12 protein-coding genes are annotated in these 14,431 nt (G+C 70.6%); 1 reads left to right on the plus strand and 11 read right to left on the minus strand.

From position 1 onward, the window contains the following. Positions 1 to 67: 67 nt before the first annotated feature. The 8 genes from CGR01S_RS02095 to CGR01S_RS02130 all read right to left on the minus strand — a co-directional run bounded on the left by CGR01S_RS02095 (position 68) and on the right by CGR01S_RS02130 (position 7,946). Positions 68 to 817, minus strand: coding sequence for an IclR family transcriptional regulator (locus tag CGR01S_RS02095; protein WP_174435679.1), 750 nt, complete (start codon positions 815 to 817; stop codon positions 68 to 70). Positions 818 to 915: 98 nt separating this feature from the next. Next, entirely contained in the window at positions 916 to 2,613 is a 1,698-nt protein-coding gene (hutU, locus tag CGR01S_RS02100; protein ID WP_042421915.1) for a urocanate hydratase, read from the minus strand. Positions 2,614 to 2,646: 33 nt separating this feature from the next. Next, complete coding sequence (hutH, locus tag CGR01S_RS02105) at positions 2,647 to 4,182, minus strand: histidine ammonia-lyase (protein ID WP_042421918.1); 1,536 nt, start codon at positions 4,180 to 4,182, stop codon at positions 2,647 to 2,649. Between the two features lie 56 nt (positions 4,183 to 4,238). After that, positions 4,239 to 5,030, minus strand: coding sequence for a histidine utilization transcriptional repressor HutC (hutC, locus tag CGR01S_RS02110; protein WP_042421920.1), 792 nt, complete (start codon positions 5,028 to 5,030; stop codon positions 4,239 to 4,241). Between the two features lie 79 nt (positions 5,031 to 5,109). Then, complete coding sequence (locus CGR01S_RS02115; protein WP_042421923.1) at positions 5,110 to 6,456, minus strand: sensor histidine kinase; 1,347 nt, start codon at positions 6,454 to 6,456, stop codon at positions 5,110 to 5,112. Further along, a complete protein-coding gene (locus CGR01S_RS02120) occupies positions 6,453 to 7,133 on the minus strand; it encodes a response regulator transcription factor (RefSeq protein ID WP_042421925.1) in 681 nt (226 codons plus the stop codon). Before CGR01S_RS02120 ends, CGR01S_RS02115 begins: the two co-directional genes overlap by 4 nt. A 30-nt stretch (positions 7,134 to 7,163) precedes the next feature. Then, on the minus strand, positions 7,164 to 7,457 hold the full coding sequence (locus tag CGR01S_RS02125; protein ID WP_042421926.1) for a hypothetical protein: 294 nt from the start codon (positions 7,455 to 7,457) through the stop codon (positions 7,164 to 7,166). A gap of 15 nt (positions 7,458 to 7,472) precedes the next feature. Beyond that, positions 7,473 to 7,946 (minus strand): Spy/CpxP family protein refolding chaperone, encoded by a 474-nt coding sequence (locus CGR01S_RS02130; RefSeq protein ID WP_042421928.1) that lies wholly within the window; start codon positions 7,944 to 7,946, stop codon positions 7,473 to 7,475. Positions 7,947 to 8,164: 218 nt separating this feature from the next. On the opposite strand from CGR01S_RS02130, the gene recQ reads away from it, so the two are divergent. Continuing rightward, positions 8,165 to 10,027: a DNA helicase RecQ gene (gene recQ / locus CGR01S_RS02135; RefSeq protein ID WP_042421930.1), complete on the plus strand. Its 1,863-nt coding sequence runs from the start codon at positions 8,165 to 8,167 to the stop codon at positions 10,025 to 10,027. A gap of 42 nt (positions 10,028 to 10,069) precedes the next feature. On the opposite strand, the gene ipdC is transcribed toward recQ, so the two are convergent. From ipdC to CGR01S_RS02150, 3 genes are all read right to left on the minus strand, one after another. Continuing rightward, complete coding sequence (gene ipdC, locus CGR01S_RS02140) at positions 10,070 to 11,737, minus strand: indolepyruvate/phenylpyruvate decarboxylase (protein ID WP_042421932.1); 1,668 nt, start codon at positions 11,735 to 11,737, stop codon at positions 10,070 to 10,072. Positions 11,738 to 11,741: 4 nt separating this feature from the next. Next, entirely contained in the window at positions 11,742 to 13,178 is a 1,437-nt protein-coding gene (locus CGR01S_RS02145) for a tyrosine phenol-lyase (protein ID WP_084690519.1), read from the minus strand. Between the two features lie 277 nt (positions 13,179 to 13,455). Then, the gene (locus CGR01S_RS02150; protein WP_084690520.1) at positions 13,456 to 14,373 is read right to left on the minus strand and encodes an amino acid ABC transporter substrate-binding protein; all 918 of its coding nucleotides are present in this window, start codon (positions 14,371 to 14,373) and stop codon (positions 13,456 to 13,458) included. Between the last annotated feature and the right edge of the window lie 58 nt (positions 14,374 to 14,431).

Below are 14,431 nucleotides of genomic sequence, written 5' to 3' on the forward strand. Positions count from 1 at the left end.
GGGGGGGTCAGGGGTTCAGGGAAGTCACACTTTGGGGGGTGCGGTGGCGGGGCATGGGGCGGCGGCGTCAGGACGGCGCCCACTGGCGCGCGATGCGGGCGGCAGCGACCACCACCATGCGGATCAGCTCGGGCTCCTGCCCTTGCGCCCGCAGGATGGGGGCCATCAGCGTGATGGCGCCGACGGCGCGGCGCGACGCATCGAACAGCGGCACGCTGCAGCCCCATACGCCGGCATCGACCTCACCGGCGCTCACGGCAAAGCCCGCGCGGCGGATGGCGTCGAGTTCGTCCTGCGCCGCCTGGCGCTCGGCCGTGCCCGGGCCCCATTCGCGGTCGAGCACCGCCGCGCGGGCGGCCTCGGGCAGGTGGGCGAGCACGCACTTGGCCGAGGCCCCGGCGCGCAGGGGCACGCTGCGCCCTTTCTCGAACGAGCAGCGCAGCGAGTGCTGGCTCTCCACCATGTCCAGGCAGATGGCCTTGTCGTTCACGGCGACGATCAGGCCCACGCTCTCGTGCGATTGCTGCGCCAGCTCGACCATGCCGGGGCGCGCCTGGCGCACCAGATGGGACGCCAGATCGAAGCCCAGAGCGAGCTGCAGGCTCAGCGGACCGGGCGCGTAGTGGCCGTCGCTCTCCAGCACGAAACCCCAGCGCTTGAGCCGCGCCAACTGGCGGTACAGCGTGCTGCGCGCCAGGCCCGTGCGCTCCATGAGCTCGGCCACGGCCAGCGCCTGGCCGTGCTGGGCCAGCACGGCCAGCACCTGCAACACACGGTCGGAGGTGGGAACGGCGGGAGGGGGCGCAGTCTTTGACATGGCGGCAGTATCAAAGAATGCGGTCCCAATTTCCAGATTCTTTTTCCCATTGAATGGGACTGCGCCCGCCTATTTGACAACCCTAGGGAAAACCCTGATCAACGCAGCATGGGCAGCTTGAGCCCCTGCTTTTTCGCTGTGGCGATGGCCAGCTCGTAGCCCGCGTCCGCATGGCGCATCACGCCCGAACCGCAGTCGTTCACCAGCACGCGCGCCAGGCGCTCAGCCGCCGCATCCGTGCCGTCGGCCACGATGACCATGCCCGAGTGCTGGCTGTAGCCCATGCCCACGCCGCCGCCGTGGTGCAGGCTCACCCAGGTGGCGCCGCCGGCGGTGTTGAGCAGGGCGTTGAGCAGCGGCCAGTCGGAGACGGCGTCGGTGCCGTCCTTCATGGATTCGGTCTCGCGGTTGGGGCTGGCCACGCTGCCGGTGTCCAGGTGGTCGCGGCCGATGACGATCGGGGCCTTGAGTTCGCCGTTCTTCACCATCTCGTTGAAGGCGAGGCCCGCAAGGTGGCGCTCGCCCAAGCCCAGCCAGCAGATGCGCGCGGGCAGGCCCTGAAAGGCGATGCGCTCGCGCGCCATGTCCAGCCAGCGGTGGGTGTGCTTGTTCTCGGGGAACAGCTCCTTGATCTTGGCGTCGGTCTTGTAGATGTCCTCGGGGTCGCCCGAGAGGGCCACCCAGCGAAACGGCCCCTTGCCCTCGCAGAACAGCGGGCGGATGTAGGCAGGCACGAAGCCGGGGAAGTCGAAGGCGTTCTGCACGCCTTCATCGAACGCGACTTGGCGAATGTTGTTGCCGTAGTCCACCGTGGGGATGCCCATGGCCTGGAAGTCGAGCATGGCCCGCACATGGACGGCGCAGCTTGTGGCGGCGGCGGCCTTGAGCGAACCATGCTGCGCGGGGTCTTTCTGCGCGGCCTGCCACTGCGGCACGGTCCAGCCGCTGGGCAGGTAGCCGTGGATGAGGTCGTGCGCGCTGGTCTGGTCGGTGACGAGGTCGGGTTTGATGCCCCCGGCCTGGGCGCGGCGCACCAGCTCGGGCAGGATGTCGGCGGCGTTGCCCAGCAGGGCGATGGAGACGGCTTCCTTCTTGCCGGTGTGTTCCTTGATCAGCTCGATGGCATGGTCGATGTCGCGGGCCTGCTTGTCCACGTAGCGGGTGCGCAGGCGAAAGTCGATGCTGCTTTGCTGGCACTCGATGTTCAGCGAGACGGCGCCGGCCAGCGTGGCGGCCAGGGGCTGGGCGCCGCCCATGCCGCCCAGGCCGGCGGTCAGGATCCACTTGCCCGAGAGGTCGTTGTGGTAGTGCTGGCGTCCGGCCTCGACGAAGGTCTCGAAGGTGCCCTGCACGATGCCCTGGCTGCCGATGTAGATCCAGCTGCCGGCGGTCATCTGGCCGTACATGAACAGGCCCTTGCGGTCGAGTTCGTTGAAGTGCTCCCAGGTGGCCCATTGGGGCACGAGGTTGGAGTTGGCGATCAGCACGCGCGGGGCGTTGGCATGGGTCTTGAACACGCCCACGGGCTTGCCCGATTGCACGAGCAGGGTTTCATCGTCGTTGAGGTCCTTGAGCGATACCAGGATCTGGTCGAAGCACTCCCAGTCGCGCGCGGCGCGGCCGATGCCGCCGTAGACCACGAGGTCCTGCGGGCGCTCGGCCACCTCGGGGTCGAGGTTGTTCTGCAGCATGCGGTAGGCGGCCTCGGTGAGCCAGTTCTTGCAGTGCAATTGGCTACCGCGCGGGGCGCGGATCACGCGGGAGGCATCGTGGCGGGGGTCGGTGGTGGTGGTCATGGCAAGTCTCCGGGGGTGTGCAACCAAGGGGGTTCAGGCGGTGTGGCTGGGCAGGCAGGCCAGCAGCGGCGCGGGCCAGGTGCTTTGCTGGGCCCAGGCGCGCATGGCTTCGATGTCGGGCGCCAGGTAGCGGTCCTGCTCCAGGAAGGCGACGCGGCGGCGGATGGCGGCGAACTGTTCTTCCACCAGCGAGGACGATGGCAGCGAACGGTCGAATTCCATGCCCTGCGCGGCCGACATGGCCTCGATGCCCACCATCACCGCCGCGTTGCGCACCATATCGAGCAGGCGGCGCGCGCCGTAGGTGGCCATGGAGACATGGTCCTCCTGGTTGGCCGAGGTGGGCAGGCTGGTCACGCTGCTGGGGTTGGCCAGACACTGGTTCTCGGCGGCCAGGGCGGCGGCCGTGACCTGGGCGATCATGAAGCCCGAGTTCACGCCGCTCTCAAGGATCAGGAAGGCCGGCAGGCCCGACAGGCCGGGGTCGAGCAGCAGCGACAGGCGGCGCTCCGAAATCGCCCCGATCTCGGCCACGGCCAGCGCGATGATGTCGGCCGCGAAGGCCACGGGCTCGGCGTGGAAGTTGCCGCCCGAGATGACCTCCCCGGTGTCGGTGAAGACCAGTGGGTTGTCCGACGCCGCATTGGCCTCGGTGCGCAGCACGCGCGCGGCGTGCTGCAGGTTGTCCAGGCAGGCGCCCATGACCTGGGGGATGCAGCGGATCGAATACGGGTCCTGCACGCGGCCGCAGTGCGGGTGCGAGGGGTCGATCTGGCTGCCGTCGAGCAGCGCGCGCACGGCGGCGGCCACGGCGATCTGCCCGGCCTGGCCGCGCGCTGCGTGGATGCGCGCGTCGAACGGCTTGACCGAGCCCTTGATGGCTTCGAGCGAGAGCGCGCCGGCGACCAGCGCGGCGCAGAACACGTCTTCCGCACCGAACAGGCCGGCCAGCGCCAGCGCCGTGGACACCTGCGTGCCGTTGAGCAGCGCCAGCCCTTCCTTGGGGCCGAGCACGAAGGGCTGCAGGCCCACGGCGGCCATGGCTTCGCGCCCCGGCACCACCTTGCCATTCACCGTGGCCTGGCCCTCGCCGATGAGCACGCAGGCCAGGTGCGCCAGCGGCGCCAGGTCACCCGAGGCGCCCACCGAGCCCTTGGCCGGGATGACCGGCAGCACGTTGGCGTTGGCGAGCGCCAGCAGCGCATCGACGATCTCGGGGCGGATGCCCGAATGCCCACGCGCCAGGCTCACGGCCTTGGTCGCCAGCACCAGGCGCACCACGCCGTCGGGCAGCGCCTCGCCCGTGCCCACGCTGTGCGACAGCACCAGGTTGCGCTGCAGCTCGGCCAGGCGCTCGTGGGCAATCTTCGTGCTCGCCAGCTTGCCGAAGCCGGTGTTGATGCCGTAGACCACCTGGTCTTCAGCGACGATGCGCTGCACCGTGGCCTGCGCGGCGCGCATGCCGGCCTGCGCCGAGGCGTCGAGCGCCAGCGGCACGGCGCCTGCGTGAATGCGGCGCAGCTGCGCCAGCGTGACATGGCCGGGGTCGAGGGTGAGAGGGGTGGTCATGGTGCCAGTCCTGTCTATACAAGTAGGTGTCAAAGAAAAAAGGCCAACGATCAGGCTTAACCAGCCACCGGGTGGCCGTCGGTGCGGAAGCGGCTGCCGAGCCGGTAGCGCGAGGCCGGGTGCAGGCAGCGCACCACGGTCACGGGCACGCCGCGCGACCAGGTGCGGCGCGTGAGCAGCAGGCAGGGCTCGTGCGCCGGCATCTCCAGCAGCGCGGCCTGCTCGGGGGTGGGCAGCACGGCATCCACCACATGCTCCACCTGGTCGAAGGGCACGCTGCGCAGCAGGTATTCGGAGGGCGGCACGGCGGCGAAGTCCTGCGCCAGAAAGTCGGGCGCCATGGCCGGGTTCACATGGCGGTCTTCAAGCTGCACCGGCACGCCGTTCTCGCGGTGCACGCACTGCGTGTGGAACACGGAAGCTCCCGTGCCCAGGTCCAGCGCAGCAGCCACCTCCAGCGTGGCGGCGGCGCGCCGGGCGGCGAGCACGTCGCAGCGGTAGTCGTGCCCGCGCTGGCGGATCTCGCTGGCCAGGTTGGCGATCTGCAGCAGCGTGGACTGGGGCTTGTCCTCGGCGACGAAGCTGCCCACGCCGGCCACGCGCACGATGCGGCCTTGCTCGACCAACTCACGCAGCGCGCGGTTCACCGTCATGCGCGAGATGCCGAACTGTGCCACCAGCTCGTGCTCGGAGGGCAGCCGGTCGCCCGCGCGCCAGCTGCCGTCCTGGATGCGGCGCACGATGAAGTCTTTCACCTGCTCGTACAGCGCCAGGGCGGGCACGGCCGCCGGGCTGGAAGCCGGGCGGCGGGAAGGGCTGGCGGAGCGGGGCGAAGTGGTGCGGGTCATGGTGCGATGAACTTGTATATACAGGCTAACCGAAATCCCCCGCAAGGGTCAACCCCCGGGTTGCCCGGGGACGGTGGACTCAGCCCGCGGCCGTGCCGGGCGGCACCGGCAGCACCACCCGCGCCTCCAGCCCCGGCTGGGCGTTGCGCAGTTCCAGGCTGCCGCCATGCGCCTGCGCCACCAGGCGGCACAGGTACAGACCCAGGCCCACGCCGCCGGTGGCGCGCTGGCGCGCGCTGTCGGGGCGGTAGAAGGCCTGCGCGAGCTGGGCCAGGTGCTCCGGCGGCACGCCGGGGCCATGGTCGCGCACGGTGATTTCAAGCTGTTCGTCCTGCCAGCGCAGGTGCAGCTCGGGCGGCGGTGTGCCGGGCTCGCTGTGGCGCAGGCTGTTGTCGAGCAGGTTGCGCAGCAGCAGGCGCATGCGCGCGCGGTCCAGCGGCAATGCCGGCAGCGTGGGCGGCGCCTGCACGCGGATGGCGCCGGCGCCGGGGTGGCGGTCGCCCAGTTCGACGATGACATCGCGCGCCAGCGCGGCCAGGTCCACGGGCTCGCGGTGCAGCGCGGCATGGGGGGCGGCGAGGCGCTCGCTCTCCAGCAGGTCGGTGATGACGCGCGCCATCTCGCCCAGGTCGCGCAGCAGCGCCTGGCGCTGCGGCTCGGTCTCGGGGACTTCGGGCAGCAGCTCGGCGTTGAGGCGCGCGCGCGTCAGCGGGCTGCGCAGCTCGTGGCTCAGGGCCAGCAGCAGGGCGCGCTTGGCATCCAGCATCTGGCGGATGTCGCTGCCCATGGTGTTGATGGTGGCGGCGAGCTGGCCCAGTTCGTCGGGCCTGTGCGCGTGGCGCACGGGGATGGGCGGGTCGAACGCGCCCGCGCCGAAGCGCAGGGCACCGGCGCGGATGTCGTCGAGCGGGCGCAGCAGGCGGCGCACGTAGAGGTAGGCCAGCGCCGTGAGCGCCAGCAGCACGCCCAGCGTGAACCAGGCCATGCGCGGGCGGCGCTCCCAGGCGAGCACGCTGAGGCCGAATTCGAGCCGGTGCCCGTCGGCCGTGCGGCGTTCGAGCAGGCCCTGCATTTCGTCACGGCCGCGCCAGCGCTCCAGGTGCGGGCGCGGGGCCAGGTCCGGGTGCGATTGCCATTGCACCTGCGGGCCGGTGATGCGCAGGGTGATGGGCAGGCGCTGGGTGAGCGCGCGGGCGCGCTCCTCGCTGGGCGGGCTGCCGACCTCCTGTGCCAGGCGGTCCACGTAGTCGGCCAGCAGCGGGCGGGCGGCCGCGCGCCAGCCCGTGGCCACCACGGTCTGCACGCCGCCGATGAAGGTGACCGCCAGGCCCAGGGCCAGCAACAGGAACACGGTGACCAGTCGCCAGCGCAGCGAGCGCCGCAGCGTCGCCCAGGCGCGGCGGTGCGGCGCCTGGGTGCGGTTCACGGCTGCTCCCGGCGCAGGGCGAAGGAGTAGCCGGCGTTGCGCAGGGTCTTGATGCAGTCCAGCGGTTCGAGCTTCTTGCGCAGGCGGCTGACCACGATGTCCACGGCGCGCGTGTAGAGCTCGGCCTCGTGGCCGCGCAGCTGGTTAAGGATGTCGTCGCGACTGAGCACGCGCCCGCTCTCGCGCGCCAGCAGGTGCAGCAGCTCGAATTCGGTGCCGGTGAGCTCCACCGGGCGGCCCTGGCATTGCACGCTGCGGCGCACCGGGTCGATGCGCAGGCCCTCGAACACCAGCGGCCCCGCCGCCACGGCCACGGGACGGCGGCGGCGCAGCACGGTCTGCACGCGCGCGACGAGCTCGCGCGGCTCGAAGGGCTTGGGCAGGTAGTCGTCGGCGCCGAGTTCGAGGCCGACGACGCGGTCCGTCACCTCGCCGCGCGCGGTGAGCATGAGCAGGGGGATGTCGCTGCGCTGGCGTATGGCGCGGCACAGGGCAAAGCCGTCCATCTCGGGCAGCATGACGTCGAGGATGGCGGCGTCGAAACCGCCCTGGGCCAGCCGCTCCAGCCCATCACTGGGGCGCAGCGCCTGCTCCAGCACCAGCTCGTAGCGCCGGAAGTACGCCGCCAGCGGCGCGCCGAGCTGTTCGTCGTCGTCGATGAGCAGGATGCGGTGCATGGGTGCATTCTCGCGCACGGCCTCTGGCCCTCACGCCCTGCGGGCCTGCGCGCGGTGGCGCAGGATCATCTGCCGCAGGCGCCGCTGGGCCGGAGCGTGCAGGGCGTCGAAGCGGTCGGCCGCCTCCAGCAGCGCGGGCAGCGTGTGCGCCGCCTGCTGGGGCCGGCGCGCCACCAGACCCAGGGCGTGCTCGCGGTCGAAGCGCGGGCCCCAGACCAGCGTCAGCAGTTCGTCGTGCGGGCTGGACTCGTCCGCCAGCAGCGCCGGGCCATGGGCCCGCCATGCGCGCGCCAGCCGGTGCAGGGGATCATGCGGGGCGGTCATGGCGCGGCTCCCGCTTCAGCCGTGGCGGCCCATCCAGCCGCGGCGCCGCTCCATGAAGTCGCGCAGCTTCTGCTGCTGCTCGGGGTGGAGGCTGTCGTAGAAGTCGGCCATGGCGGCGATCACGCCCGGCCCGCCCGCCTGCACGGCGCGCAGCCTGTCGTCGAGCAGCGCCTGGGCGCGGGTGCGGTCAAACCGGGGGCCGGCCACCAGGGCGCGCATATCGGCACGCGGGTCGCCCGCCGGGCCCGCCATGGCGGCGCGCTGGGCCTGCAAGGCGTCGGCCAGCGCGGCGAGTTTCTGCTTCTGCGCCTCGTTCAGGTCGAGCTGGCGGCCGATGCGCTCCATCACCTTGCCGCGCACCTCGGCCATGCGCTCGGCGTCCATGGGGCCGTGGCGGTGGTCATACCTGCCCGCGCAGGCGGTGAGTCCGCCGGCGAGGACGAAAGCGCCCAGCAGGGCGGCGAGGGTTTTCTTGATCCAGGGTTGCATGGTGCAGGTCCTTTGTCGGAACGGCGTGGAACATGGCCCCCATGGTGCGGCGCGCACGCCATGGCGTCTTCTCCGCGCGGTTTCGGTTTATTTCGGTTTGTTTCAGGCGCGGGCGATTGCCGATAATCACGCCCGGTGCAGCGCCCGCACCGTTTCAAGCAAAATCGGCCTCCAGCGCTTATGCAACAAGCGCTGACAGCTATCAAATCAGCAGCATCTTGTCCCCCGCCCACTCCATCCTGAAAGACGTTTTCGGCTACGAGCGCTTCCGCGGCCCGCAGGAGTCCATCGTGGAGCATGTGGCCGCGGGTGGCGACGCGCTGGTGCTCATGCCCACGGGCGGCGGCAAGAGCCTGTGCTACCAGGTGCCGGCCATCGTGCGCCAGCAGCAGGGCCTGGGGGTGACGGTGGTCGTCTCGCCGCTGATTGCGCTCATGCACGACCAGGTGGGCGCGCTGCACGAGGCGGGCGTGGAGGCGGCCTTTCTCAATTCCACGCTGGACTGGCAGCAGACCCTGGACGTGGAGCGGCGCCTGGCGCGCGGCGCCATCACGCTGCTGTACGCTGCGCCCGAGCGCGTGACGACCGAGCGCTTCCTGGGCCTGCTCGACGACCTGCACGCGCGCGGGCAGCTCGCCCTGTTCGCCATCGACGAGGCGCACTGCGTGAGCCAGTGGGGGCATGACTTCCGCCCCGAGTACCGCCAGCTCGCGGTGCTGCACCAGCGCTACGCGGGCGTGCCGCGCATCGCCCTCACGGCCACGGCGGACGCGCTCACGCGCGCCGACGTCCTCGCGGGGCTGCAGTTGCAGGACGCGCGCCTGTTTCTCAGCAGCTTCGACCGGCCCAACATCCGCTACCGCATCGAGGAGAAGAAGGAGCCGCTGGCGCAGCTGCTGCGCTTCATCGAGCGCGAGCACGCGGGCGATGCCGGCGTGGTGTACTGCCAGTCCCGCAAGCGCGTGGAGGAAATGGCCCAGGCCCTGCAGGACGCGGGCGTGCACGCCCTGCCCTACCACGCCGGCCTGCCCGCCGAGGTGCGCCAGGCGCACCAGGACCGCTTTCTGCGCGAGGACGGCGTGGTGATGGTGGCCACCATCGCCTTCGGCATGGGCATCGACAAGCCGGACGTGCGCTTCGTCGCGCATGTGGACATGCCCAAGAACATCGAGGGCTACTACCAGGAGACGGGCCGCGCCGGGCGCGACGGCCTGGCGGCCGATGCCTGGATGGTCTACGGCCTGCAGGACGTGGTGAACCAGCGCCGCATGATCGACGACGGCGAGGCGGGCGAGGAATTCAAGGCCGTGATGCGCAGCAAGCTCGACGCCCTGCTCGCCCTGGCCGAGGCCACCGGCTGCCGCCGCCAGCGGCTGCTGGCCTACTTCGGCGAGCAGTCCGCGCCCTGCGGCAACTGCGACAACTGCCTCGCCCCTCCGGCCGTGTGGGACGGCACGGACGCGGCGCGCAAGCTCCTGTCCACCATCTACCGCGTGCACGAAGCGAGCGGCCTGACCTTCGGCGTGGGCCACCTCATGGACATCGTGCGCGGCAAGCTCACCGACAAGGTGCGCCAGTTCGGGCACGACCAGCTCTCCACCTTCAACCTGGGCGCGCAGTATTCCGAGGCGCAGCTGCGCGGCGTGCTGCGCCAGTTGCTCGCCCTGGGCGCCGTGGGCGTGCAGCGCGTGGCCATGGAGAACGGCCACAGTTTCGACACGCTGACGCTCACGGCGGGCTCGCGCCCCGTGCTGCGCGGCGAGCAGACCGTGCTGCTGCGCGAAGCCTCGGCGCACGCCGCGCCCAAGAAGGCGCGCCGCGCCGCCGCCCCGCCCGTGGCCGCCGCCAGCCTGGGCGCCGACGCGCAGGTGCGCTTCATCAACCTCAAGGCCTGGCGCGCCGAGGTGGCGCGCGCGCACAACCTGCCGGCCTACGTGATCTTCCACGACGCCACGCTGGCGGCCATCGCCGAGCGCTGCCCGGCCACGCTGGAGGACCTGCAGGGCATCAGCGGCATGGGGGCGAAGAAGCTCGAGGCCTACGGCGCCGAGGTGCTGCGCGTGTGCGCGCAGGGCGGCTGACGCACGCGCGCCAGGCGCCATGCGGCACCTGGCGCTGCAGCCTCAGGCCCGGGCGTGCGCCGCGGATGCGGCGCGCGCGCGCAGCGCGTGGATGCCCGCGGAAAAGCGCTTGAGCGTGGGCGTGCTGTCGCCCGGCGGGATCATCATCTCGATGAGCTGGAAGCGCCCGCGCTCGGCGAAGGCGGCGTCCAGCGCAGCCTGGAACTCGGCCCGCGTGTGCACGCGGTGGCCGCGCCCGCCCAGGGCGTCGGCCGCCTGTGCCAGGTGCCAGTCGCCCAGCGCGGCGCAGCGCGACTCCGTCTGGAAGGCGCGGATCATCTCCCAGGTCTGGTTGTTGAGCACGATGACGATGGGGTCCAGGCCCAGGCGCGGGCAGTTGCCCAGCTCCCAGCCCGTCATCTGAAAGGCGCCGTCGCCCACCAGCACCACGGTGCGCTCGCCCAGCGCCACCTGCGCGCCCATGCCCGCCGGCACGCCAAAGCCCATGGTGGCGTAGTAGCCCGGCGCCACCAGCAGCGTGGGCAGCAGCTCCATGGCCGCGAACAGGCAGTCGCCCATGTCCGAGACGATGGGCATGGGCCCGTGCGCGCGGATGCGGTCGTTCAACGCCCGGCTGAGGTCGCCCGCGCACAGCGGGGCGTCGTCGGCCAGGAGGCCGGTGGGCGGCGGCGGTGCGGCCGGTGCGGGTTCGGCCGCCACCACGCGCCCTGGCGGCACGCGCTCGAGCAGGGCCTCCACCAGCGCCGCCAGCGGAATGTTGGGGTACAGGTGGTGGCCCACGCGCACCTCGCGGTGGGCGGCGATCAGGGCGCGGCGAAAGTCCATGCGCTGGGCCGAGACGCCGAAGTTCACGTCCGAGAGGATGGCGCCCAGCATCACCGGCAGGTCAGAGTCGTCCAGCAGCGCCGTGGTCGCGGCGTCGCCCGCCACGCCCAGGTAGGTGCCGCGCAACTGCACGCCGCGGCGCAGCGCATCGTCCGCCAGCAGGCCGCGCCCCATGAAGGTGGTGAGCACCGGAATCTGCAGGCGGCGCGCCAGCTCGGCCACCTTGTCCTCGATGCCGAAGCGGCGCACTTCCACGTCCAGCACCAGCACGGGCCGGCGGGCCGCGCGCAGGCGCGCCAGCCATTCGTCGGCGCATTCCTGCACTGCCTCGTTGCTGTAGGCGCTGGGCGGCAGCACGGGCACCTCGGCCATGGGGGCGAGGGCCATGTCGCGCGGCACTTCGATGAGCACGGGCTGGGAATACTCGCGGCAGCTGCGCAGCACGCGGGCGATGTCCGCGGGCGCGGTGGCCGGGTCCGAGAGGCGCACCTGGTCGCAGGTGATTTCCTGGTAGATGCGCCACTGCGAATCCACATGCCGCACCTGGTGGTGCAAGAGCAGGCCGGCGTGCGCCTCCACCGCGCCGGGGCAGCCCGCCAGCACCACCAGCGGCGAGCGCTCGGCGTAGGCGCTGGCCACGGCGTTGACCGTGTTGAGCGCGCCCGCGCCGTAGGTGACGGCCACCACGCCGATGCCGCCGTGCATGCGCGCGGCGGCATCGGCCGCAAAGCCCAGGCCGGGCTCGTGGCTCAGCGTCACCAGGGGCAGGATGCCGCTCTCTTCGATCTGTGCGAACAGCGGCAGGATGAAGTCCCCGGGGATGCCGAAGATCTCGCGCGCGCCATGGTTCTTGAGCGCGCGCAGCAGCGAGAGACCGAGCGTCATGGGTTCAGGCGGTCTCGAGTTCGGCCACCTGCGGCGCCGCCGCGGGCCGGGACGCCGTCTGCGCGACCAGGGGCTCGAAGCGCGCGGTGAAGAAGCGCAGGAACTTGGGCTCGTACACCATCTTCATGCCCCGGATCTCGTGGCGGCGCGCGTACAAGTCCTTGCAGGCCTGGGCCACCACATCGAGGTGGGCATAGGTGTACACGCGGCGCGGGATGGTCAGGCGCACCAGCTCCAGCTTGGGCCGGTGGTGCTCGCCCGTCTGCTTGTTGCGCCCGGCCGAGACGATGCCGCGCTCCATGCTGCGCACGCCGCTCTCCAGGTAGAGCTGCGCGGCCAGCGTCTGGGCAGGGAATTCGTCCTGCGGGATGTGGTCGAGGAACTGGCGCGCATCCAGGAACACGGCGTGCCCGCCCACGGGCTGGACGATGGGGATGCCCGCGGCCACGAGCTGGTCGGCGAGATACCGGCACTGGGCGATGCGGTGGTGGATGTAGTGGTAGTCCACCGACTCCTCGATGCCGCGCGCCATGGCCTCCATGTCGCGCCCGGCCAGGCCGCCGTAGCTGGGCATGCCCTCGAACAGCACCACCATTTCGCTGGCGCGCTGGTAGAGCTCGTCGTCGTTCATGCACAGGAAGCCGCCGATGTTGACCAGGCAGTCCTTCTTGCCGCTCATGGTGCAGCCGTCGGCGTAGCTCATCATCTCCTTGAGGATGTCGCGGATGCTCTGGTGGTGGTGCGTGGCCTCGCGCTCCTTGATGAAATAGGCGTTCTCCACGCAGCGCGTGGCGTCGAACATGACCTTGATGCCCAGCGGCGCGCACAGCGCATGCACGGCGCGCAGGTTGGCCATGCTCACGGGCTGGCCGCCGGCCAGGTTCACGGTGACGGCCACGCACACGTAGGGAATGCGCTCGGGCCCCACTTCGTCGATGAGCTTTTGCAGCTTGGCAATGTCCACATTGCCCTTGAAGGGCAGGTCGATCTGCGAATCGTGCGCCTCGTCGATGATGATGTCCACGAAGGTGGCGCCGTTCAACTCCTGGTGCGCGCGCGTGGTCGTGAAGTACATGTTGCCGGGCACGTAGTCGCCGGGCTGGATGCACAGGCGCGAGAGCAGGTTCTCCGCGCCGCGGCCCTGGTGCGTGGGGATGATGTGCTTGAAGCCGTAGTACTCGCGCACGACTTCCTGCAGGTGGATGAAGTTCTTGCTGCCGGCGTAGGCCTCGTCGCCCAGCATCATGCCGGCCCACTGGTTGTCGCTCATCGCCGTGGTGCCGCTGTCGGTCAGCAGGTCGATGTAGCACTGCTGCGAGTTGAGCAGGAAGGTGTTGTAGCCCGCCTCCTGGATGTACTGCAGGCGCTGCGCGCGCGTGGTCATGGCGATGGGCTCGACCACCTTGATCTTGTACGGCTCGGCGGGGTAGGACGGGTGCATGGATGTCTCCGGAAATGGGGGAAGGGAGCTGTGCGCACGGCGGGAGTCAGGGATGCATTTGATTTAAATCAAAAATCATCCGCGCATCGCCATGCACACGCTGCGAGACATGCACTGTATTTCCTAGTACTTAAAATTTATTTTTTATATTTTCATTTTTACGCAATTTTCATGCGAAGCAATACAAGCCGCCGCACCCCGGCTGGGTGTGCGGCGGCGGGTGGGGCACCCCAGGCAGCGCCCTGGGCAGGGGGCCTGCGGCGCCGGGGCCATGGGCTCAGGGCTGCTGGTAGAACTCCAGCGGCTTGTCGTTGGGTTGGGCAAAGAGCTGGCGCAGCGTGCCGCCCAGCGGCAGGTTCAGGCTCACGTTCTTGGGCGGAATGGGGCTCACGAACCACTTGGCGTAGAGCTTCTCCATCTCGCCCGACTGCATGAGGCGCGTGATCACGCCATCCACCGCGGCCTTGAAGGCGGGATCGTCCTTGCGGAACAGCAGCGCAATGGGCTCGGCGCCCAGCGGTTCGCCCACGATGCGGTAGCCCTCGGGGTCCTTGGAGTTGGCGATGATGCCCGCGAGCAGGTTGTCGTCGAGCACAAAGGCCTCGGCGCGGCCCGATTCGAGCAGCATGAAGCTCTCATGGTGGTCCTTGCCCAGCACCGTCTTGATGGGCGTGCCCACCGCGCGCTCCTGCTTGCGCAGCAGTTGCACGGCCGTGGTGCCGGTGGAGGCGGCCACGGTGCGCCCGCCGAGCTGGCTGATGGACTTGAGGTCCGCGTCCTTGCGCACGGCCATGCGCACCTCGCTAACGTAGGTGGTCACGGCAAAGGCCACCTGCTGCTGGCGCGCCAGGTTGTTGGTGGTCGGGCCGCAGCCGATGTCCACCGTGCCGTTGCTCACCAGGGGCATGGTGCTCTGTGCCGTGATGGCCATGTATTCGAGCTTGGCCGCGGGCACGATCTCCTTGAGCACGCGCTCGCACAGCTCCACGTGGTAGCCCACGAACTTGTCGTTCGCGCCCAGCGCATAGGCCATGGGCGGCGAGGCCTCGCGCACGCCCAGCACCACCTTGCCGCTGGACTTGATCTTGTCCAGCGTGGGCGATGGGGCCTGTGCATGGGCCGCAGGCAGGGCCAGGGCGCAGGCGATGGCGGCCGCGGCGGTGATCCAGGCCAGGGGGGTGTAGGGGCGTGCCATGGGGGGTTGTCTCCTCAGGTGTTGTGAATGGCGTTCTCGCGGGCCGGGCGCGCGCCCG

The sequence above is a fragment of the Comamonas granuli NBRC 101663 genome (assembly GCF_000739995.1).
GTDB lineage: Bacteria > Pseudomonadota > Gammaproteobacteria > Burkholderiales > Burkholderiaceae_C > Simplicispira > Simplicispira granuli.